General features: G+C 67.2%; 20 protein-coding genes and 1 pseudogene. 13 read left to right on the top strand and 8 right to left on the bottom strand.

Translation table 11 applies throughout. The annotated features are described in order from the left end of the window. Positions 1 to 3: 3 nt before the first annotated feature. The 4 genes from VLK61_RS05945 to VLK61_RS05960 all read right to left on the bottom strand — a co-directional run bounded on the left by VLK61_RS05945 (position 4) and on the right by VLK61_RS05960 (position 4,061). Complete coding sequence (locus VLK61_RS05945; protein ID WP_325419235.1) at positions 4 to 1,809, bottom strand: EAL domain-containing protein; 1,806 nt, start codon at positions 1,807 to 1,809, stop codon at positions 4 to 6. Positions 1,810 to 1,927: 118 nt separating this feature from the next. Then, on the bottom strand, positions 1,928 to 2,389 hold the full coding sequence (locus VLK61_RS05950) for an ATP-binding protein (protein ID WP_325419237.1): 462 nt from the start codon (positions 2,387 to 2,389) through the stop codon (positions 1,928 to 1,930). A gap of 4 nt (positions 2,390 to 2,393) precedes the next feature. Beyond that, positions 2,394 to 2,735, bottom strand: coding sequence for an STAS domain-containing protein (locus VLK61_RS05955; protein WP_325419239.1), 342 nt, complete (start codon positions 2,733 to 2,735; stop codon positions 2,394 to 2,396). Positions 2,736 to 2,837: 102 nt separating this feature from the next. Then, entirely contained in the window at positions 2,838 to 4,061 is a 1,224-nt protein-coding gene (locus tag VLK61_RS05960) for a PP2C family protein-serine/threonine phosphatase (protein WP_325419241.1), read from the bottom strand. Between the two features lie 97 nt (positions 4,062 to 4,158). On the opposite strand from VLK61_RS05960, the gene VLK61_RS05965 reads away from it, so the two are divergent. Then, a complete protein-coding gene (locus VLK61_RS05965) occupies positions 4,159 to 4,659 on the top strand; it encodes an endonuclease V (protein ID WP_325419243.1) in 501 nt (166 codons plus the stop codon). A gap of 117 nt (positions 4,660 to 4,776) precedes the next feature. Further along, the gene (locus tag VLK61_RS05970) at positions 4,777 to 7,404 is read left to right on the top strand and encodes an ATP-binding protein (RefSeq protein WP_325419245.1); all 2,628 of its coding nucleotides are present in this window, start codon (positions 4,777 to 4,779) and stop codon (positions 7,402 to 7,404) included. Between the two features lie 39 nt (positions 7,405 to 7,443). Here the strand turns inward: VLK61_RS05970 and VLK61_RS05975 are convergent, their stop codons facing one another. Further along, complete coding sequence (locus VLK61_RS05975; RefSeq protein ID WP_325419247.1) at positions 7,444 to 8,463, bottom strand: LysR family transcriptional regulator; 1,020 nt, start codon at positions 8,461 to 8,463, stop codon at positions 7,444 to 7,446. A gap of 260 nt (positions 8,464 to 8,723) precedes the next feature. On the opposite strand from VLK61_RS05975, the gene VLK61_RS05980 reads away from it, so the two are divergent. Beyond that, positions 8,724 to 10,397 carry an electron transfer flavoprotein-ubiquinone oxidoreductase gene (locus tag VLK61_RS05980; protein WP_325419274.1) on the top strand — a complete coding sequence of 558 codons (1,674 nt, stop codon included), beginning with the start codon at positions 8,724 to 8,726 and terminating at the stop codon, positions 10,395 to 10,397. 3 nt (positions 10,398 to 10,400) lie between these two features. Here VLK61_RS05980 and VLK61_RS05985 read toward each other — a convergent pair whose 3' ends face one another. Next, positions 10,401 to 10,622, bottom strand: a complete 222-nt coding sequence (locus VLK61_RS05985; protein WP_325419249.1) for a hypothetical protein — start codon at positions 10,620 to 10,622, stop codon at positions 10,401 to 10,403. A gap of 372 nt (positions 10,623 to 10,994) precedes the next feature. Here VLK61_RS05985 and VLK61_RS05990 point away from each other — a divergent pair, with 372 nt between their 5' ends. The 10 genes from VLK61_RS05990 to VLK61_RS06035 all read left to right on the top strand — a co-directional run bounded on the left by VLK61_RS05990 (position 10,995) and on the right by VLK61_RS06035 (position 20,327). Continuing rightward, a complete protein-coding gene (locus VLK61_RS05990) occupies positions 10,995 to 11,750 on the top strand; it encodes an SDR family oxidoreductase (protein ID WP_325419250.1) in 756 nt (251 codons plus the stop codon). Between the two features lie 44 nt (positions 11,751 to 11,794). Further along, positions 11,795 to 12,292, top strand: a complete 498-nt coding sequence (locus VLK61_RS05995; protein WP_325419252.1) for an Ohr family peroxiredoxin — start codon at positions 11,795 to 11,797, stop codon at positions 12,290 to 12,292. Positions 12,293 to 12,309: 17 nt separating this feature from the next. Next, positions 12,310 to 13,695 carry a cytochrome b gene (locus VLK61_RS06000; protein ID WP_414636776.1) on the top strand — a complete coding sequence of 462 codons (1,386 nt, stop codon included), beginning with the start codon at positions 12,310 to 12,312 and terminating at the stop codon, positions 13,693 to 13,695. 39 nt (positions 13,696 to 13,734) lie between these two features. Then, a complete protein-coding gene (locus tag VLK61_RS06005) occupies positions 13,735 to 15,201 on the top strand; it encodes an efflux transporter outer membrane subunit (RefSeq protein ID WP_325419256.1) in 1,467 nt (488 codons plus the stop codon). Next, positions 15,198 to 16,724: an MFS transporter gene (locus tag VLK61_RS06010; protein WP_325419258.1), complete on the top strand. Its 1,527-nt coding sequence runs from the start codon at positions 15,198 to 15,200 to the stop codon at positions 16,722 to 16,724. Before VLK61_RS06005 ends, VLK61_RS06010 begins: the two co-directional genes overlap by 4 nt. A gap of 6 nt (positions 16,725 to 16,730) precedes the next feature. Beyond that, positions 16,731 to 17,765, top strand: a complete 1,035-nt coding sequence (locus tag VLK61_RS06015; protein ID WP_325419260.1) for an HlyD family secretion protein — start codon at positions 16,731 to 16,733, stop codon at positions 17,763 to 17,765. After that, positions 17,752 to 18,621 (top strand): hypothetical protein, encoded by an 870-nt coding sequence (locus tag VLK61_RS06020; RefSeq protein ID WP_325419262.1) that lies wholly within the window; start codon positions 17,752 to 17,754, stop codon positions 18,619 to 18,621. Before VLK61_RS06015 ends, VLK61_RS06020 begins: the two co-directional genes overlap by 14 nt. Before the next feature lie 260 nt (positions 18,622 to 18,881). Continuing rightward, positions 18,882 to 19,361, top strand: coding sequence for a carboxymuconolactone decarboxylase family protein (locus VLK61_RS06025; protein ID WP_325419264.1), 480 nt, complete (start codon positions 18,882 to 18,884; stop codon positions 19,359 to 19,361). 8 nt (positions 19,362 to 19,369) lie between these two features. Continuing rightward, positions 19,370 to 19,786, top strand: a complete 417-nt coding sequence (locus VLK61_RS06030) for a cupin domain-containing protein (RefSeq protein ID WP_325419266.1) — start codon at positions 19,370 to 19,372, stop codon at positions 19,784 to 19,786. A gap of 271 nt (positions 19,787 to 20,057) precedes the next feature. Next, complete coding sequence (locus VLK61_RS06035) at positions 20,058 to 20,327, top strand: hypothetical protein (RefSeq protein WP_325419268.1); 270 nt, start codon at positions 20,058 to 20,060, stop codon at positions 20,325 to 20,327. 17 nt (positions 20,328 to 20,344) lie between these two features. Here the strand turns inward: VLK61_RS06035 and VLK61_RS06040 are convergent, their stop codons facing one another. Together VLK61_RS06040 and VLK61_RS06045 are read right to left on the bottom strand one after the other, a co-directional pair. Further along, the gene (locus tag VLK61_RS06040) at positions 20,345 to 21,439 is read right to left on the bottom strand and encodes a type II asparaginase (RefSeq protein WP_325419270.1); all 1,095 of its coding nucleotides are present in this window, start codon (positions 21,437 to 21,439) and stop codon (positions 20,345 to 20,347) included. A gap of 51 nt (positions 21,440 to 21,490) precedes the next feature. Further along, positions 21,491 to 21,730: pseudogene (locus VLK61_RS06045) on the bottom strand (transporter substrate-binding domain-containing protein); the annotation flags it as partial.

Here is a 21,730-nt window from a genome sequence, read left to right on the forward strand (position 1 = left end):
GCATCAGGCCGTGAGTGCGTCGAGCGGCGGCGCGGCGAGCAGGCAGACCCCCAGGCCGGCGAGCTTGGCTTGGCGCTTGGCGGCCGCGGCCGCGCTGGCGACATCGTCCGAGCAGTGGTAGCGGCCCGCCATCACTGCCACAGCGCCGATGCTCAGCGTAGTGCAGGGATGGAAGCGCATCACGCCGTGCCGGTCCTCGGCCGTGATGCCGCCGGCGGCCAACGCGTCGGCGTCGAACAGGCTGCGCGCCATCGCATTGAAGTCGTGCACGATCTGTTCGCAGCGTGCGGCCCAATCGCCGCTCTGGAACAGCAGCACAAAATCGTCGCCGCCGACATGGCCGACGAAGTCCCGCTGCGCATCGCATTGCGACACGACCACCCGTGCCACCAGGCGGATCATCTCGTCGCCGCGCCAGTAGCCATAGTGGTCGTTGAAGGGTTTGAACTGGTTCAGGTCCGCATAACACGCGACGAAGCTGCGGCCGCTGGCGAGCAGGCGGTCGATGTGCTTGCTGATCGGAATGTTGCCCGGCAGAAAGGTCAGCGGGTTGGCGTGGCGGGCCGCCTCGATGCGCGCTTCGGTGACGGCACGCACGAGTTGTTCACCGGTGCCCAGCCCGCGGTAGCGCCCGCCCTCGGTGATGATGAAGCCTTCGGTCAGGTAGCGCTGGTCGCTGGAGGTCAGCACCGAGGTCAGTTCCTCGATGCCGGTGTGCAGGTCCAGCAGCAGCGGGGTGTGATTGGCATGCAGCAGTGCCGGTCGCCGGCCATAGAGCTCGCGGAAGTAAGGCTTGGCATAGCTGCTGATGAAGCGCTGGCGGTTGAGCAGACCGAGCGGGCGGCCCTGCTCGGCCACGGCCAGGCCGTGCAGGGACTCGTCGCCCTGGAACAAGGCGAACACCTCGTCGTGGGTGCTGTGCGCGTTCACCGGCGCCACTTCGCGCAGCAGGCGCGCGGCGGTGATGCCGTGGTTGCCGGCGCGTCGCTGCTCCGGGAACACTGCGATCACATCGCTGGTGAGCACCTGGTGCGCGGCCGGCAGCACGGCCTGCGCCGTGGCCGCCTGCGGGCGCCCCAATGCGTAGCCCTGGCCATAGCGGATGCCCAGGTCGCGCACGATGCGCAGTTCTGCCTCGGTCTCGATGCCCTCGGCCACCAGGCTGGTGCCGAAGGTCTCGGCAATGTGCAGCAGCGCGCGAAAGGTCTGCAGCTTGTTGCCGCTGGTCGACAGGTCGTGGGTGAAGTACTTGTCGATCTTGACGATCTCCGGCTTCAGCTCGGACCACAGGCGAAGACTGGACCGACCATCGCCGAAATCGTCCAGCGCGATGCCCACGCCCTGCTGGCGCAGCAAGGTGGTGGCGGCGTTCAGGCGATCGACATCACGCACATGCTCATGCTCGGTCAACTCGATCACCACCGAGGCCGGCGCCACGCCGCGACCACCGATCAGGCCGTGCGGCAGCTGCCCCGAAGCCTGGTCCAGCGCCAGCAGCAGTGCGGCGGCGCTCAGGTTCACGAACAGCTTGCCGGCACAGCCGCGTTCGGACCAGGCCCTGATCGCGGTGCGCACGCAGGCGATCTCCAACTCGATCAACACGCCCTCGCGGCGCGCCGCGGCGAACAGCGCGTCGGGATTCGTCCAGGCCACGCCGGGTGGCGTGCGGACCAGCGCTTCATGGCCGAACACCGTGGCGTCGGCCAGCGACACGATGGGCTGGAAGTGCACGCTGAGTGCATGCCGCTCAATCAGCTGCCTGACGCTGCGAACGTCGGCAGTCGCGGCCGAGAGGGTCATGGCATTCATTGCAGGATCTTTCTGGCGTCGATGCTGAAGCTATCGGCCCAGGGGCGCGGCCGCTGAAGCATGTCCCGGCACCGGTCAGGGGTCTTGGCCTGCCGTCACACGCGGGTCACATTCGCCCTCAACGCCGCGGCACGGTCACCGTGAAGACGTTGCGCGAGGCGCGCCGTTCATGCCGCAGGCTGCTGGCCACGTGGCGGATCATGGCCAGCCCCAGGCCGCCCGGTCGGGCTTCGTCCAGCGATGCGGCCGGGGCCGGCTGCGGCGCCTTGCCCGGCTCGAATGCCCGGCCCTGGTCCTGGAACTCGAGGATCACCGCTGTGGGCAGCACGCTGAGTTCGATGTCGACCCGGGCCTGGTCGGCGATGTCATGGCCGTGGCGCACGACGTTGGTCAGCCATTCCTCCAGCACCAGTTCGACGCCGTACACCACGCGCGGCGGCAGCGCATGCGGCGCCAGGAACTGCAGCACGGCGAGGCGCGTGGTCTCCAGCGCCGCCGGCGTGTGCTGGTAGTGCAGCCGCAGCCGCGCAGCGCTGTCGGCCATGCTCAGGGCCGAGCGGTCGAGCAGCGTTGCCAGCACGGGCTCAGGCCGCCAGCACGGCCATGGCCTGCGACTCGCTGTCCGCGACGTCGATGATCTGGTCGATCGACATGGCCTCGAAGGTGTCGCGCACCAGTGGCTGGGCGCCGAACAGCACCAGCCGGGTCTTGCGCTGCTGCATCGCGCGGCCGGCACTGATCAGCATGCGGATGCCCATCGAGGACAGGAAGCTCACCTGCGTCAGGTCGACCAAGGCGTGCTTGCCGGTGGCTACCACCGCGGCGTTGAAGCGGGTCTCGATGCGGTCGACGCCGGGCGTGTCGAGCCGGCCTTCGAGCATCACCTTGACCAGGTCCGGGTTGAGGTCGTCGGTCGTCAGTTCCATCGTGGGCCTCGGGCGCGTGCAGCGCGGTGTTGCGGTGTGGGTGGCAGGCCTCCACCGCCAGCGTCACGGCAGAGGTCCGGAACATCGCATCGTGGGCTCCGATCACGACAGGAATGTGACAAGCAGCAGCGAGAAGTCGTCGTCCAGCGGGCCGGGACGGGCACACGCCAGCACACGGCGCAGCAGGCGCTCGGGCTCGCCGGTTCGATCCGCCGGCGCTTCGTGGATCAGCGGCAGAAAGTCCGCCAGCCGCCATTGCCGGCCTTCGGCGGTCATGATCTCGAACACGCCGTCGCTGAACGCATACAGGCTGCTGCCCGGTTCCACCGCCACCTGGGCGGCCAGGAAGTGGTGGTCTGGCGGCACACCGCCGACGATCGGATTGCGGGTGTGCAGCGGCTGCAGCCGGGTGCCGTCGGCACTGCGCAGGTAGGCCGGGTGATGGCCCGCCGCGGCGAAGTCCAGCACCCGGCGCGCGGCATCGTAGACGCCGTACCAGATGGTGAAGAACAGGCCGCCGTGGTTGTCCATCGGAAAGGTCTCGTTCAGCCGCGACAGCACTTGCGCCGGATCAGTGAAGTCGGTGTGGGGCAGGGCGCGCTGCCGCAGCACGTTGAGCACCGAGACACAGTGCATCGCCGCGCCGGCGCCATGCCCGGCGACGTCGATCACGTAGGCGGCCAGCCGGTGCTCGTCCAGCGCGACATAACCGAAGCCGTCACCACCCAGCCGCGTCGAGGGCTTGAACACCCAGTCAGCCCGCAAGGCGGCCGAACGCAGAGGGGGCGGCAGCAGGGCCTGGACATAACCGCTGGCCTTGTCCAGGTCGCGATCGAACTCCAGCGCGGCCTCGGCGACCTGGCGCGGCTGCAATTCATGCCGCAGGACCTGGCGGCCGATCTGCAGCAGCGCCCCCGGGGTCAGCAGCGCCGGGCCGCGCACCGCCTGGCCATCGATGAAGCTGCCGTTGGTGGAGTTCAGATCGATCACCTGCAAGGCGTCCTGCCCGGCAAGGCTGCGCACCTCGCAATGCTGGCCGGACACATCGGCCTCGGCCAGCACCAGGTCGCATTGCGGCTTGCGACCCAGCACCAGCGGCCTTGCTTCAACCTTGATGCGCCGGCCGGGATCGATGCCTTCGACGATCACCAGCGTGTGGACCCAGTCCTCGGGGGCGACCATCGCGGCCCGCGGAGCGCTCTTGCGCACGATCGTCTGATCGCCGGTGGCTTCGGAGTTGCGATCGAGGTCGTTGAAATTCACGCCGCAAATTGTGACACCGTGGCTCACCCGGATGTCGGCATGCCGCTCAGGCGTCGGTGCCAACAGTCCACTGCGTCTGACGCAGGTATCGTGCCGAACTACGCGGCTTCTATCGACCCTGGGCATGCCGGGTCGAGCGGTCGCTCACACGGGAGTTGCCATGAAGCTGGCTGTTGGTGTTCACGACCACGGCGACGGGGCCTGGGCCGCTGCCGTGGCCTTCGACGAATGGGATGCGCCAGAAGCGTCCCGAACCTTCGTGTCTCGCATCGCCCAGGTGGAGAAACCGTCGCGCGGCGCACTCGATCTGCGACAGCTGCCCTGTCTTGTGCAGTTGCTGAGGGAGCACGCCCTGGCACCCGACCTGATCGTCTTCGACGGGGCCGTCTATCTCGACGCGGCGGAAACGCCGGGCCTGGGCCGAAGCCTGTACGACGCCCTCGGGGGGCGCACCGTCATCATCGGCGTCTCGACGAGATCGATGCCTGGCCTGCCGGCGCAGTTCGAGGTCTACCGGGAAGAAGAGGCCCGGCCTGTGATCGTGACCTGCGCCGGCATCGACCTCGGTGCGGCAAAGGCCAGGATTCGCGCGATGCACGGCAAGCGACGCGTCCCGACCTTGTTGAAGCGGGTGGCCCGAATCGCCAGAGACGGCGGCTGACCTGGTCCCGGCCATGAGCGGGCACCCGCCACAGTCGGCGGTGGCCGCGAGGCCGTTGACTTTATGATGGCAAGCGCTTGACCGCCGAGCCGACCCGGCTCGCCCCACAGTGCCGCCATGAATGTGCAGTCCGAGGATCCGCCCGATCTCGCGTTGGCAGAAGTGCGCTGGCATTTCGGCGCGTTCATCCTGTGGCAGACGCAGCGGCGTCTGGAGCGCGCCGGCCAGCTCGTGCGGCTCGGGCCGCGCTCTTTCGACCTGCTGCTGTTGCTGGTCCAGCGCGCCGGCGAATTCCTGAGCAAGGATGAGCTGCTCGCCACGGTCTGGGCCGGCGTGGTCGTCGAGCAGGGCAGCGTGCGCGTGCACATGTCGATGCTGCGCAAAGCCCTGGGCGAGCCGGGCGACAAGGATGAATGCCGGGAGTGGATCTCCAACGTGCCGCAGCGGGGCTATCGCTTCAACGGAAGGGTCCGGCACGAAGCGATCGACGCCGGGCTTGCGGCGTCGAGGCCACCGCCGCAGCAGCACAACCTGCCCTGCCAGCTGACGAGCTTCATCGGTCGCGAGGCGGAGATCCATCAGCTCAAGCACCTGTTCACGACGACGAGGCTGTTGACGCTCACCGGCGCGGGCGGCTGCGGCAAGACCCGGCTCGCGCTGCAGGTTGCGGGGGAGGTCGTGCACGCTTTCCCCGAGGGCTGCTGGCTCGTCGAGCTTGCACCGCTGGGCGACCCGGCGCTGGTCGCGCAGACTGTCGCGCAAACGGTGGCAAGTGCGCTCGCCGTCAAGGAGCAGGGCAGCGGGCCGCTCGACGAAGCGATGGCGCAATGGCTCGCGGCCAAGCGCCTGCTGCTGGTGCTGGACAACGCGGAGCATGTGCTCGAGCGCTGCGCGGCGCTGGCCGACTCGCTGCTGCGCCGTTGCGCCGGCCTGCGGATTCTCGTCACCAGCCGGGAGCCCCTGGGCGTGCGCGGCGAGCTCACGTACCGCGTGCCGTCGCTGTCCGCCGAAGAAGCGGCGCGCCTTTTCATCGAGCGCGCCCGGCTGCATCGCCCGGACTTCGAGATCACGTCGAAGAACGCCGACACGCTGGCCTCCGTCTGCCGGCGTCTGGACGGCATCGCGCTGGCCATCGAGCTGGCCGCGCCGCGCACGCGCACGATGTCGATCGAGGAGCTGGAACGGCGCCTCGACGACCGTTTCGGCCTGCTCAATGGCGGGCACCGCACCGCACTGCCTCGGCATCGCACCTTGCGCTCGCTGATCGACTGGAGCCACGATCTGCTGAGCGCGGGCGAGAAGGCGATGCTGCGCCGTGCCGCGGCGTTCTCCGGCGGCGTGACGGTCGACGCGGCCGAGGCCGTCTGCACCGGTGACGGCGTGAGCCGGGAAGAGGTTTTCGATCTGCTGACCTCGCTCACCGACAAGAACCTGCTCGTTGCTGAAACCCATGACGACGCCACGCGCTTCGGCATGCTCGAGACCGTGCGCCACTACGCCCGGGAGCAGCTGCGCGAGAGCGGCGAGGAAGTGAGCACGCGGGCGCGGCACCTCGCGTACTGCCTGTCGCTGGCCGAGCGGCTCGACGGGGCCGGCGACGATGCGCAGCGCCAGCTGATGCTCGGCCGCATGGACCTGGAGCACGACAACGTGCGCGGGGCGCTGGCCTGGTCTGAAACCAGCGCTTCCCATGCCGCCATGGGCCTGCGGCTTGCCGGCAAGCTCGAGTGGTTCTGGCGGATTCGCAGCCGCTTCGCGGAGGGCGTCGCGTGGGCCACGCGGCTGCTGGCGGCCGCGGGCGTGGATGCGCCGGCGGAAGATCGCGGCGTCGCGCACCACGCGGCGGGTGTGTTGGCCTATCACCAGGGTGACTGCGCTGCCGCGGAAGTGCATCAGCAACAGGCGCTCGCGATGTTCCAGGACCTCGGCCAGCGCGATCGCGTTGCGCGCGCACTCGGCAACCTCGGCAGTGTCGCTCTGTTGCGCGAGGACTTCGCAACGGCTCGCCAGTGCTACGAGCAGGCGCTGGCGTTGGCGCGGGCGCTCGACGATCGGCGCAGCATCGCGCTGGGGCTGCAATGCCTGGGACTGGTGGCGCGCGACACAGGCGACCTCGCCGGCGCGGAAGTGCTTCTCGAGGAAGGCATTGCCGTGGCGCGCGAGCTCGGGCCCTGGAGCGCGGCCGACCTGATGAGTTCGCTGGCACAGGTGAAGCAGGTCAACGGCGATCTCGTGCAGGCACGAGCGCTGCTGATGGAAGTCCTGGCCGCCGAGCGGGCGTTCGGCAACGACTACGGGGTGGCCATGACCTTGGTTCAGCTGGCCGAGCTTGCCCATGACCGGGGCGACATGGCGTCGGCGAAGACCTCGCTGAGGGAAGCATTGGCGATCGTGGAGGTCACGAACGCCCGTATGGCGCTGGCCTATGCGCTCGAAGTGTGCGGCCCCGTGGCCCTCGCAGCGGCGGGCCCCCGTCTGGCGGTCCGATTGTTCGGCGCCGCCGAGCGCTTTCGGGAGGAGGTCGGTGCCGCGTTCAACACGGGGCCCCTCGATCGTCCGCGGCACGAAGGTTTCGTGGCCGCCGCCCGCGACGCATTGAACGACGGTGCCGCGTTCGATCGTTCATGGAACGAGGGGCGGTCGATGACGCTGGCGGAAGCCGTGCACTGCGCACAGGACATGTGCGCCATGCCGGGTGGCGGACGAGAAACCCGCGGCGTCAGCCTTCAGAAGCCGGCCCGCTGAACCAGAAGGCGATGTTGCGCATGTTGAGGCTCGTATCACCTAGGCCGGGACGAGCTGGGCGAGGATCGCGAGATCAGGCAGGCACTGGAGATCCGCCGCGCGGATCTTCGCCGTCATGAAGTCGATGAAGACGCGCATGCGCGACGGCAGGTGTTGCCGGCTCAGGTAGCAGATGTAGTGGGCCCTGTCGTCGGGTGCGTGTTGGGCCAGGCACGGAATCAAGGCACCGGTCCGGAGTGCATCGCAGATCAGGTAGCCCGACATCTGGGCGATTCCCTGGCCGGCCAGTACGGCCTGGAGGACCAGCTCAGCGTCGTTGTAGGTGAGCGCTGCGTTCGGCAGGAACTTGCGCAACTGGCCGTTGATCTTGAACTCCCACTCGCAGATGCGTCCGGAGGACAGGCGGAAGTTGATGCACTGATGATGCGCCAGGTCGTCCACCGTGGCCGGCAGCCCGTGAGCCTGCGCGTACCCGCGGGATGCGCAGACCAGCATCTGCATCGGAATGATCTGCTTCGCAATGATCTCGGCATCCTCCATGCGGCCGTTGCGGAACGCGATGTCCACCCGGTCCGAGATGAAGTCCGTGGGCTTGTCGCTCAGCACCAGGTCGATCGAGACTTCCGGGTAGGCCCTGCGAAACTCGCCCAGCAGCGGCGCGACCACCTGGCGGCCGAAGCTGACCGCCGAGCTGATGCGCAGCTGGCCGCGGGGCGGGCCCTCGCGCAGGTCCCGCATCTCCTCGACCGCTTCCACGATGCGGTCGACGCCGGTATGGCACCTGGCATAGAACAGGTCGCCCTCGTGCGTCAGCGTCGTGCTGCGCGTCGTGCGGCAGAACAGGCGCACGTTCAGCTGGTCTTCGAGCCTCTGGACGCTGCGGCTGACAGCGGAGCGGCCGACGCCCAGGCGGTCGGCAGCGCGCGCGAAACTGCCTTCCGCCGCCACGGCAATGAAGGCCACGACCCCGGCATAGGTCGTGGCGAAGCTCGAGGCCAGCGGGTCAGGGCGCGGCTTGACGGGCGCGCTGGAGGGGAGGGGGAGAACGGAGAGGGTCACGGGACGCTTTCGCGGTTCAAGGCCAGCCAACTCTGATCGCAGACGCCCCTGATCGCCAGTTAATGCCTGTCAATCCTCGTTATGAGCGCCCCCAGACCTGCCGCTTCGCGTCAGGCCCCCCGAGGGGGATGAGCAAAGTGGCAGAGCCACATTTGCTCATGCGTTCCGTGCCGCAGAGCGGCGATTGGTGAACAGCGGGCAACACCGGGATGACTCAGGCGGACCTAGCCGCTGGCGGATCGCATCCCTACGCTCCAGCCATGATCGCCTCAGACAAGCCATCACCCGCCGCGTCGCGCGAGCGAATCGACTACGACATCGTCATCGTGGGGGCCGGCCCGGCAGGGCTGGCCGCGGCGATCCGCGTGAAGCAGCTGGATCCCGCGGTTTCCGTGGTCGTGCTCGAGAAGGGCAGCGAGCCGGGTGCCCACATCCTCTCCGGCGCGGTCATGGACCCGCGCGCCATCGGCGAGTTGCTGCCGGACTGGCAGGAACGCGGCGTGCCGCTGAATCAGCCGGTGACCAGCGACGAGTTCCTCTTTCTGGGCCGCAAGCGCTGGCTGCGCACGCCGGGATTCCTGGTGCCGCAGTGCTTTCGCAACCACGGCAATTACGTGATCAGCCTGGGCCAGGTGGTGAAGTGGCTGGCACAGCACGCCGAGAGCCTGGGCGTCGAGATTTACGCCGGCTTTGCCGCCACCGAGCTGCTCTCCGACGCGCAGGGCGGCGTCATGGGCGTCGCCACCGGCAACATGGGTGTCGCGCGCGACGGCACACCGACCGCGGCGTTCCAGCCGGGCGTCGAGCTTTGCGGAAAGTACAACCTCTTTGCCGAGGGCGCCCGGGGCCAGTTGGGCCGCGCGTTGATCGACCACTTCGGCCTCGCCGAGGGGCGCGAACCGGTCAGCTTTGCGATCGGGCTCAAGGAAGTCTGGGAAGTCGAGCCGGCGCGTGCCCGACCCGGCCTGGTCGTGCACACGGCCGGCTGGCCGATGCGCAGCGACACCTTCGGCGGTGGATTCATCTACCACCAGCAGGACCGCAAGGTCTCGCTCGGCTTCGTCATCGGCCTCGACTACCCCAATCCATGGCTGAGCCCCTTCGAGGAGTTCCAGCGGTGGAAGACCCATCCGGCGATCCGTGCCCACATCGAGGGCGGACAGCGCATCGCCTATGGTGCGAGAGCCATCAACAACGGGCTGCCGCACAGCCTGCCGAAGACCGTGTTTCCAGGCGGTGCGCTGGTCGGCTGTGACGCCGGCTACCTCAATGCGGCCAGGATCAAGGGCAGCCACTCCGCCATCAAGACGGGCATGCTCGCGGCCGAGGCCGCCTGTGCCGCCTTGCACGAAGGGCGCTCGCGCGACGAGCTCACGGCGTATCCCGCGTCATTCGAACGCAGCTGGCTGCATTCGGAACTGCAGGCTTCGCGAAACTTCAAGCTCTGGTTCAAGCACGGGACTGTCATCGGCACGGTGATGACGGGCATCGAGCAATGGCTTCTGCCGAGACTCGGGATCCGCACGCCGCCATGGACACGGCACAACCGGCAGGCGGACCATGCAAGCCTGCGCCCGGCGGATGCCTGCCAGCCCATTGCCTATCCGAAGCCGGATGGCCGACTGTCCTTTGATCGGCTGAGTTCGGTGGACCTCACCAACGTGCACCACGCGGAAGGCCAGCCCGTGCACCTGACCCTGCGCGACGCCACCGTGCCCGTCGCCGTCAACCTGCGCAGCTATGCGGGCCCGGAGAGTCGCTACTGCCCCGCTGGCGTGTACGAGTTCCTGGAGAACGAGCGCGGCGAGGCGCGGCTGCAGATCAATGCGCAGAACTGCATCCACTGCAAGACCTGCGACATCAAGGATCCGACGCAGAACATCGTATGGACCGCGCCGCAAGGCGGCGACGGTCCGAGCTACGACGCGATGTAGTGATCAGAAGGATTCGTGCATCGGCGCACCGGCCGATTCCACCGGCGTGATCGGTGTCGTGTCTAGGGGCTCCTGCGGCGCAGGCCATGCCTCGTCCGCTGCAGTTGATGGCCCGGCCCGGGTGGGCGTCTGGGCCGCCGCTTCAGTGCCGGCAGGCGGGATGAGCAGCAGCAGAAACAACGCGGCAAGGATGGCGAGAACCGCCGTCGACAGCGTCTTGGTCATGGTCGCTACCTCTTGAGTGAATGGACGAGGACTTCGCAGGGCAGGCGCCGGCGCATGCACCGCCTCCGCAAGAGCGTGTCGGCAGCACCGTGCGAATCGGCGTCAAGTCATCGTAGGTAGCGCGTGGGCATGCGAGTAGGTCCTCCGCACGGACCACCGTGTTGCCCGCTGCGCATCGGTGGGCCGGTTGGTGCGTTGCTAACGACACGGTGGATCGTCCGGCATGTCTGGCGCATGCAGAGCGCATTGGTGCGTGGTGATCAACACCACGACGCCTCTTGCGGACCTACCGCGACGCAGACACGACACCTAGGATTTCTCCAGCCACTTTCCTCACCCACCGGTCCCTCGCGGACCCTTCAAGGAAGCATCATGAAAATCGTTGTCATCGGCGGCTCCGGCCTGATCGGAAGCAAGCTCGTCACCCTGCTGCGCGCTCGGGGACACGAGCTCATCGCGGCGTCACCGGACTCGGGCGTGAACACGCTGACCGGTGAAGGGCTCGCCGAGGCCTTGCGCGGTGCTCAGGTCGTGGTGGATGTCGCCAACTCGCCATCCTTCGAAGACCAGGCGGTGCTCGACTTCTTCCAGACTTCGGGGCGCAACCTGCTCGCGGCCGAGACCGCTGCCGGCGTGAAGCATCACCTCGCCCTGTCCGTGGTGGGCACGGACCGCCTGGCCGAGAGCGGCTATTTCCGCGGCAAGATCGCGCAGGAGAAGCTGATTCGCGAATCGGGCATTCCGTACACCATCGTCCACTCGACGCAGTTCTTCGAGTTCCTCGGCGGCATCGCGCAGTCGGCCACCCAGGGCCAGCAGGTGCGGATGTCCGCCGCGTTGGTGCAACCCATCGCCTCCGACGATGTGGCCGCCGCCTTGGCCGACTATGCGCTGGGCGAGCCTGTCAACGGCGTGGTCGAGATCGCCGGGCCGGAGCGCGTTCGCCTGGCGGACCTCGTCCAGCGATTCCTCCTGCGCACGAAGGATTCGCGCAGCGTGGTGCCTGATGCGCAGGCGCGCTACTTCGGCGCGGTTCTGCAGGACGACACCTTGCTGCCGGGCGACAAGCCGCGCATCGGTGCGCTCGACTTCGACGCCTGGTTCGCCCTTCCCAAAGCGCCGCGCTGAGAGCGGATCGTTCGCCACCGCCAAGCTGCCCACGAGGTGACGCGATGAAGAAGCTGAGTCCCCCGCCCGTCAGCCTGCTGGACCGATACCGCGGTTCGACCTTCGAGCCTGTCTATGCAAGCAAGGTCACCGTCACCGGCGGAGAGGCCCGGCACGGCCGTGCCTCGGGCCATGTCCGGTCCGACGATGGCGAGCTCGATATCGCCCTGCGGCTGCCGGTGTTGATGGGCGGGGAGGGCGGCGGCACGAATCCGGAGCAGTTGTTCGCCGCGGCCTACGGCGCGTGCTTCCATGGCGCGCTGAGCCTGCTGGCCACCAAGCACGGCATTGCGATCCCGAACCACTTCTCGGTGGAAGTGGAGGTCGCCTTCGGCCGCGACCCGGTGGATGGCCAGCACACGCTGACGGCGCACGTCATCGTGCGGCTGCCCGGCCTCGCGCTGACGGTGGCCGAGGAACTGGTGCGGGCCACCGAGCGCATCTGCCCCTACGCCAAGCTGGTTCGCCAGGGCATCGAGGGTTCCGTCCGCGTGCTCGTCTGACCTTGCCTCACAGGAGCATGAGGATCATGTCCAAGCCCCCCGCCAAGCCAATCCTCGACTGGGTCGACCGCCGGTTCCCCCTGAGCGCGCTCTACAACGATCACCTCAAGCAGTACTACACGCCGAAGAACCTCAACATCTGGTACGTCTTCGGATCCATCGGCCTGACGGTGCTCGCCATCCAGCTCGTCACCGGCATCTTCCTCGTGATGCACTACAAGCCGGATGCCGCGCGTGCCTTCGCTTCCGTCGAGTACATCATGCGCGATGTGCCGTGGGGATGGCTCATCCGGTACATGCACTCGACGGGCGCCAGCGCGTTCTTCGTCGTCATGTACCTGCACATGTTCCGCGCGCTGCTGTATGGCTCCTACCGCCGGCCGCGCGAGCTGGTGTGGATCGTCGGCTGCACGATTCTCCTGGCCCTCATGGCCGAGGCCTTTCTGGGTTATCTACTGCCCTGGGGCCAGATGAGCTATTGGGGCGCCCAGGTCATCGTCAACCTGTTCAATGCGATCCCGGTCATCGGACCCGACCTCGCCTTGCTGATCCGTGGCGATTACGTCGTCAGCGACGCGACCTTGAGCCGGTTCTTCAGCCTGCATGTGGTGCTGGTGCCGCTGGCGCTGATCGCACTGGTCGTCGCGCACATCATGGCGCTGCACCAGGTGGGGTCCAACAACCCGGATGGCATCGACATCGATGCGAACACGGATGCCAAGGGCATTCCGCTCGACGGCATTCCTTTCCAGCCCTACTACACGGTGCACGACATCTTTGCCGTCTCGGTCTTCCTGATGGTGTTCTTCGCGGTCGTGTTCTTCGCCCCGAACGGCGGCGGCTACTTCCTGGAGGCGAACAACTTCATCGAGGCCGACCCGCTGAAGACGCCGTCTCACATCGCGCCGGTCTGGTACTTCACGCCGTTCTATTCGATGCTGCGCGCGACCACCGACCTGATGGTCGATGTGTTCTGCGTCATCCTCGCGGCGCTCGGCGTCATTGTTCTCGTCCGGCGCGGTCTCGGCAAGAGAACGAAGGCGCTCGCCGCCATCGCCTTGCTGGGCGCGATCGTTCTGCTGCGCATGTTCGATGCGAAGTTCTGGGGCGTCGTCGTCATGGGTGCCTCGGTGCTGCTGCTGTTTTTCCTGCCCTGGCTGGATCGCAGCCCCGTGCGTTCGATCCGCTACAGGCCGGGGTGGCACAAGGCGCTGTACGCGGTCTTCGTCGTGGACTTCCTGATCCTCGGCACTCTCGGAACGCGTGCTCCCACGGCCGTCGGCACTTATGCAGCACAGGCCTTGACGATCCTGTACTTCACCTTCTTCCTCGCGATGCCGATCTGGAGCCGGCTGGGAAGCTTCCGGCCCCTGCCGAACCGGCTGAATTTCACGCCGCACTGAGTTTCACGTCACATCACTGAGTGCGCCGCGGAGGTTTCCATGACATCGCTACCCCTGCTTTCCCGCTTGCATCGAAGCGCGTGCATGAGCTTGTGCGCGGCGTCGCTGGCCGGCTGCGCGGTGGGCCCCGACTTCGTCCCGCCAGGCAACAGGCTGGGCGAAGTCCGGCTCGAAGCCCGTGCGGACGACGCGGATCTCACGCCGATGTCCGACGCCGGCGTTCCCACTGAATGGTGGACCTTGTTCAACGACGCCGTGCTGGCGCAGCTGCAAGCACGCGCGCGGTTCAGCAACCTCGATCTGCGCATGGCATTCGAACGGATCGAGGAAAGCCGGGCCCAGCTGGGCATCGCCGACTCCCAGCGCTTGCCGAGCGTGGACGCCGGCGCCGGCCATGCGCGCGAGGCGCTCAGCGCGCACGGAAAGTTCGCGGCGCTGGGCGCACCGACCCGACCCTCCGACTTCTGGCAGCTGGGCTTCGACGCCAGCTGGGAGATCGATCTGTGGGGCCGTGCACGGCGCACGCGCGAACAAGCCGCCGCCACGCTGGAAGCCACGGTGTACGAGCGCGAGGCCGCGCGGGTGGCCCTTGCCGCCGAGGTGGCGCGAACCTACCTGGCGCTGCGCGGGACGCAGGCGCAATTGGACATCGCGGGGCAGAACCTGGCCGTCGCGCAACGCATCGTCGGCCTGGCGGAAAGCCGCGAGCGTCACGGCATTGCAACGCGCTTCGAGACGGCGTCCGCCCGGGCCCAGCTGGGGGCGATCCAGGCCACGCTGCCGGAGCTAACTCGGCATCGCAACGTCCTGATGAATGCCCTGGCCTTGTTGCTGGGCGAGGAGCCGCGCGCACTCGATGCCCAACTGCGCCAGGCCATGCCGCTGCCCTCGCTGCCGGCCAGCATTCCGGTCGGCATGCCTTCCGAACTCGCGCGTCGCCGGCCCGACATCCAGCGCGCCGAGGCCCAGCTTCATGCCGCCGTGGCGGCCATCGGCGCCGCCACGGCGGACTTCTACCCACGCGTCGGCTTGCGTGGCCGGCTGGGTGTCGAAGCCTTCGAGCCTGGCGATCTGGCCAGCTGGGACGCGCGGTTCTTCTCCATCGGACCCATCGTCCATCTCCCCGTCTTCCAGGGCGGACGCTTGGTGCAGCGCCTCGCGCTCAGCGAATCGCGGCAAAGGCAAGCCGCGCTCGCGTACCGCCAAACGGTGCTGCGCGCCTGGCACGAAGTGGACAACGCACTGGATGCCTTGGCGGCCCGACAGCGGCAGCACACCGAGCTGCAGGTGTCGTATGAGCAGAACAGGCAAGCCCTGCAAGTGGCCGAGCGCGGTTACCAGCAAGGCGCAGCCGACTACCTGGGCGTGCTGACCGCGCAGCGCAAGGTGCTGGCCAGCCAGACCAGCCTCAACGCCAGTGCGACCGGCGCGACGCTGGCGCTGGTCCAGCTCTACAAGTCGCTGGGAGGTGGCTGGGATCCGCAGGCAGTCGAGGCGCGGCCATGAGCAGTGCCAAGACGAGGGCGATGGCCGGGCTCGCCGGCATTCTGCTGGCCGCCATGATGGCGGGCTTGAACGGCCGGGTCGGTGCACTGGCGCTCGCCGATGTCCGCGGTGCACTCGGCCTCGGCCTCGATGAAGCGTCCTGGCTGAGCACGGCCTACAGCGGCGGGGAGCTGATCGCGATGCCTTTCGCTGCATGGTTCGCCATCACGCTGTCGGTCCGGCGCTTCAGCCTCTGGATGCTGGGCGTCTGCGCGGCCGCTGCGGTGATGCTTCCCTTCCTCCACAAGCTGGATCTGTTGCTCGCGCTGCGATTCCTGCAGGGTGTTGCCGGCGGCACGATGATTCCCTTGCTGATGATGGTGGCCTTGAAGTTCCTGCCGCTGTCGATACGCCTGCACGGACTGGCGCTCTATGCCTTGACGGCCACGTTCGCGCCCCAGCTGTCGACCTGGCTGGCGGGGCAGTGGACAGACAGCTTGTTCGATTGGCGCTGGGTGTACTGGCAGATCGTGCCGCTGGCAGCCCTGGCCGCATCGCTGATGGCCTGGGGTCTGCCGCGCGAACCGATCCAGACCGCACGCTTCCGGCAAGCCAACTGGGCCGGCATGGCCCCTGGTGCGCTCGGCCTTGGCCTGCTCGTCGTGGCCTTGGACCAGGGCGTGCGGCTGGATTGGTTCCGGTCGCCGCTGATCACCGTGTCGCTGGCCGGCGGGCTGGCCTTGTTGCTCGTTTTCCTGCTGACGGAGTGGTACCACGCATCTCCGTTCATCAAGCTGCAGATCCTGGAGCGGCGCAACCTGGGGCTGGGATTCACGGTGTTCCTGTTCCTGCTGGTGACGCTGACATCCGGTTCGCTGCTGCCGGCCCACTACCTGGCCAACGTCCAGGGCTACCGCCCCATGCAGATGGCGCCTGTCGCGTTGCTCGTCGCCTTGCCCCAGTTGATCCTGGGGTCCGCCGTGGCGCTGTTGCTGTATCAGAAATGGGTTGATGCACGCATCGTGTTCGCGTCCGGACTGGCCCTCATTGCCTTGGCCTGTTTCGCCGGCATGCAGCTGACGTCCGACTGGCATCGGGACCAGTTCATCCTGGCGCAGGCCCTGCAGGCCGTCGGCCAACCGATGGCCGTCGTGGCCATGCTGTTCCTGGCCACCAGCGTGGTGCAGCCCCAGGAGGGGCCCTACGTGTCCGGCTTGATCAACACCTTGCGTGCCTTCGGGTCGCTGGCCGGCGCCGCGGTGGTGGCGCAATTCATGATCGTGCGCAGCCGCTTCCATGGCGAGATGCTGCTCGATCACGCGGCGGGCGCGGCCCACGCGATTCCGGAGGCGCTGCCTCCTTTGCAACTGATGGGAATCATCGGCCACCAGTCCCTGGTGCTGTCGGTCGGCGATGCCTATCTCGTGCTGGGCGTGCTGGCATTGCTGTTGATTCCGATGGCCCTGAAGCTCAGTTACGTTCCACCGCCCGATTCGGGCAAGGCTTCTGCGGCCTTGCCCCTTCCATCGCCTTCGCAAGGATGATCCACCATGGCATTGCCAAAGACGGCCCGCATCACCGGCGCTGCGCTGCTGCTCGCAGTGGCGACCGGCTGTACGTTTTATCTCAATCGTCCCGATTCCAGCGCATCGACGCAGTCGACGAACGACGCCTACGTCCAAGCGGAATTCACCACGGTGGCGCCGCAAGTGGCCGGCATCGTGAACAAGGTGCTGGTCCAGGACCATCAGTCCGTCCGGGCAGGCGAGCTGCTTGCCATGCTCGACGACCGTGAGCTGGTCGAGGCCGTGAATGCAGCGAAGGCCCGCGTCGCCAGTGCCCAGGCGGGCATTGCCAGCCTGCAGGGGCAGCTGCTTCGGCAGGAAGCCGCCATTCGCCAGGCGCAAGCGGCGCTTGCCGCGGACGATGCTTCGCTGCAACTGGCCAAGGAGAATCAGCAGCGCTATCGCAATCTGTCCCTGGATGGGTCCGGAACGCTGCAGGCCTTGCAGCAGGCCGATGCACAGCTCGGCATTCAAGTGGCCAGCCGGGAAAAGAACCAGGCGGGATGGCTCGCCACTCGGCAGCAGGTGAACATCCTCAAGGCGGATCTGGACAACGCGCGGGCGGCGCTGGACCAGGCACGGTCAGCACAATCCAGCGCGGAACTCAAGCTGTCCCATACCCAAATCACGGCGCCGGTCGACGGGACGATCGGGCATAAGTCGGTTCGTATCGGTGCCTTCGTCACTGTCGGCCAGCCCCTGCTTGCGATCGTCCCGCTCGACAACATCTACATCACCGCCAACTTCCGGGAGACCCAGTTGGCACGTGTGCAGCCCGGCCAGGCCGTGGAGATCGAGGTGGATGCCCTCCCGGGCGAGATGCTGAAAGGGGCGGTGGAAAGCCTGGGCCCGGCCAGCGGTGTCAGCTACGCCGCCGTGGCGCCCCACAACGCCACCGGCAACTTCACGAAGATCGTCCAGCGCCTGCCGGTGCGGATCTGCATCAATCCGGGTCAGCCGGCGGCGGCCAGGTTGCGCGTCGGCATGTCCGTCACGCCAACGATCCATGTCGACCGATGACTTTGCCTTTGGCGCGCGGCGGCTGAGCGGCCTTCAGCCGAAGGAGCAGCCATTGATCAGCGTACTTCTGCAGACCACCATCGCTCCCGACGCCGACGACTGGAGCATCGAGCGCTTCGGCTTGCTCCGTCAGTTCCTGTCCGGTTCGCGTGGCAGCGATGGCCGGCCGCTGTTCAATGTGATTGCGCGAGATCGGGGTCCTGTCGGCAGGCCGGATCCGGTCCTGTCGGCGCTGCACGGCTCCGCGTTCGACGAGCTGTGGCTGCTTGCGGTGGGCACCGAAGAGGGCCTGATGCCGGAAGACTGCGAAGGCATCCGCCGGTTCCGCCAACGCGGCGGCGGGCTGATGCTCACCTGCGACCGCAGGGCTCCTGCGGCTGCCACTCGCCGGCCCGCTTACCACTCCGGCGTCAATGGCGATTACCAGTCGGTGCGAGTGGTCGGAGAACCGCATGCCGTGCTTCACGATCCGCTCGCCCCTGGCGGGTTTGTGCGTTACTTGCCGGCGCATCCGCACGAGGGCATGGTGATGGCGCCCGACAACGAGCCGGGCGCGCGCGTGATTCTCCGCGGCCACAGTTTCGCCAGCGGAGCGGACTTCAATCTCGCTGTTGCCATCGAGCGCTCCGCCGAGCGCGGGCCCGCGATTGCGCAGTCGAGCTTTCGTCACTTCTGCGACTACAACTGGAACCTCGCGAAGGGCGCCCCGTCGTTCGTCAACGACGTGCCCGGTGACGGTCTCGAGCACTTCCCGGAAGCCGTTCGCTCGACACAGCAGTACGTCCGGAACGTCGCGCTGTGGCTGGCCGGCAGGTCTCCGTTCTTCGCGCCATCGCTGACGGGTGATCGACCGTGATCAATGCCCTGCGCTATCACTTGAGGAAGTATGGGCTGCTGGACATCGCGCTGCGGCACCCGCGCTTGCTGGGCAAGTTGATGGCGAGTCGCTGAAGAGCGTGGCGCCGCTGATTCGATTGGTGCTTGCCGCTCAACGGACTGGTCCGTCGAACAGATCTAGTGCAGCTTGTCCTCGATTCCTAAGATTCACATCAGCACGCACGACATCGAGTCGAGTGCATCACGGACAACAGTGTCCATTCAACCCAGGAGCCATGAATGACGCAGCGTATCAACTACATGCAGCAATCGCCGGAACTGTTCAAGAAGTTCATCGAGTTCGGCAATCTCATCAAGGACGGCAGTATCGAGGAATCGATTCGCGACCTGGTCGTGATTCGCGCATCGCAGCTCAACGGATGCGCCTTCTGCCTCGACATGCATGTCAAGCAGGCCAGGATGCACGGCGAGCGTGAGCTTCGCCTCCACCACGTGGCGGCTTGGCGCGATTCGACGCTGTTCATTCCGCGGGAACGCGCGGCCCTGGCGTGGACCGAAGTGCTGACCCGGTTGCCTGAGCAGGGCGTTCCCGACGACATCTACGAGCGAGTGCGCACGCAGCTGTCGGAGAAGGAGCTGTCGGACCTCAGCTTCCTGGTGATGTCGATCAACGCCTGGAATCGCATCAATGTCGGATTCAAGACCGTTCCGGGGTCTTTCGACGCGGCGCTCGGTCTCGACAAGTCGAAGCTGAGCTGACGCGGGAGATGCACATGAAGATGCATGTCATGTCCGCCGTGGTCGGCATGGCCGCGCTGACGGCTTCGCCCGCGATGGCCGCGCCAGCTTCGCACGACGGCAAGGATGTCAGCGAGATCCTGGTGAAGGAGCTCTCGGACCTGCCGGGCAAGGAGGGGCTCATGCTCACCGTGACCTATCCGCCGGGTGGCGCCGACGAGGTGCATCGCCATGACGCACACGCCTTCGTCTACCTGCTCGAGGGGTCGATCGTGATGCAGGTCAAGGGCAGCCCGCCCGTCACGCTCAAGCCGGGGCAGACGTTCTACGAGGGCCCCTCCGACATTCATCTCGTCGGCCGCAATGCGAGCAGCACGAAGCCCGCCAAGTTCGTCGTGTTCCTGGTCAAGGACAAGGGCGCGCCGGCGGTGAAGCCGGTGAAGTGAGCGGCATCGCCGCTCACGATTCGTATTAGGCGGCGTGATGGCCGCTTGCTGCCCGCCCGTCGCAACGAAGATGACGGGTGTCAGCTCACCGAGGAGGCTGTACGAGGGCGTGCACTTTCCACCCGTTCGTGCACGGGACAACTCACGCCGGCGCGGTGTCCCCGCGAAGTCCGGCCAGCTACACGGTGATGCGACGGGCGGGATGGGACCGGGGCGATGCGCCATGTGCGATGGCGGGCCTTGCTCCGGCGGTGCCTACAAGGAGTGTGTCATGCCCATGAATCTGAGCCGAACCGACGCCTATGCTGATCTGGGTGACGCGTGGCTTCGCTATCAAAGCGCCCGACTTCACCAGCGACATCTTCAATTCGGACAGCACTGCCGTCTTGATGCCGACGCGCTGCTGGGTCGAGCCGCTCGCAACGCGCGAGCGGCTCGTTCGATCCAGGCGCCGAGCCAACGCGCGCGCGCTTCGGCCGATCGCTTCCGGCGCGCCACGATGGAAGCCATTGAGCGTTGCGCGTGGCTTGACTTCCGTTGACCCAGAACGCGACGCGCTCAGTATTGCCAGAAGATGCGCTGCAGTTCCTTGGTATCACCGGTCTTGGTCAGCGCCAAGGCCGCCAGGATCTTGGCCTTCTGCGGGTTCAAGTCATGCGCGACGACCCAGTCGTACTTGTCGTCGGGCTGCTCGGAGTTGCGCAGCACGAAACCATCCGGCACGCGCGCCGAGCGGATGATCTGCACGCCGTCGGCACGCAGCTTGCGCAGCGTCGCCACTTCGTAGTCGGGCACCGAGCCATTGCCGGTACCGGCATGGATGATGGCCTTCGCGCCGGCCTTGGCCGCAGCTTCGGCCAAGGCCGTGCCCATCTCGCCCGAACCGTAGACGATCGAGACCATCGGCAGCGCGTCGATCTTCTCGATGTCGAATTCGCTGTCGTTGGTGTGGCGCTTGACCGGCGCGCGGAACCAGTAGGTCTTGCCCTCGACCACCGAGCCGAGCGCGCCCCATTGGCTGCCGAAGGCATTGGTCTTGATGTTGATGCGCTTGCTGGCATCGCGACCGCTCAGGATGTCGTCGTTCATCGCCACCAGCACGCCCTTGCCGCGCGAGCTCTTGTCGGCGGCGAGCACCACCGCGTCGTACAGGTTCAGCGCCCCGTCGGCCGACATCGCCGTGCCGGGCCGCATCGAGCCGACCAGCACGATCGGCTTGTCGGTACGCACCACCAGCGTCAGGAAGAATGAGGTCTCCTCCAGCGTGTCGGTGCCGTGCGTAATGACGATGCCGTCGACGCCCGGGTCCTTGGCCAGCGCGGCGACGCGCTTGCCCAGCGTGATCAGCTTCTCGTTGGTGAAGCTCTCGGAGGCGATCTGGAACACCTGCTCGCCGCGCAGGTTGGCGACTTCGGCCAACTCGGGCACGCCGGCGATCAGCTTGTCGACCGGCACCTTGGCCGCCTGGTAGGTGGCGCTGTTGGCCGCCGACGCGCCGGCGCCGGCGATCGTGCCGCCGGTGGCCAGCACCACGATATTGGCCTTGGCGGTGGCCTGGGCCGGGGCCGCAGCCGGCGTCTGCGCGCAGGCGCTGAGTGCGCTCGACAACAGCAGCGCAGCCGCGGCGTGGATCCATCGATCGATCTTGAACATGGGGGTTTTCTCCTGGGGGATGGGATGTGTCGCGGCGGCCCGGCGGGCGCCTTATTCGGTGCGCGAGCCCACGGCCTGCAGCACGGCTTCGAGTTGCGGGCTCATCGGCAGGTCCAGGCTCACGCCCGAGGGCAGCTTGCGCAGGAACCAGCGCTTGTAGCGGCGTTCGATCTCCTGGTCTTCGGCCAGCAGGCGGAACGTGTTGTTGACCACGCGGGCCAGTGGCGCATCGCCTTTGCGGAACATGATGCCGTAGGGGTCGTAGGACAGGAACTCGCCGGTGACCACGTA

The sequence above is a fragment of the Aquabacterium sp. genome (assembly GCF_035476535.1).
Lineage (GTDB): Bacteria > Pseudomonadota > Gammaproteobacteria > Burkholderiales > Burkholderiaceae_C > Pseudaquabacterium.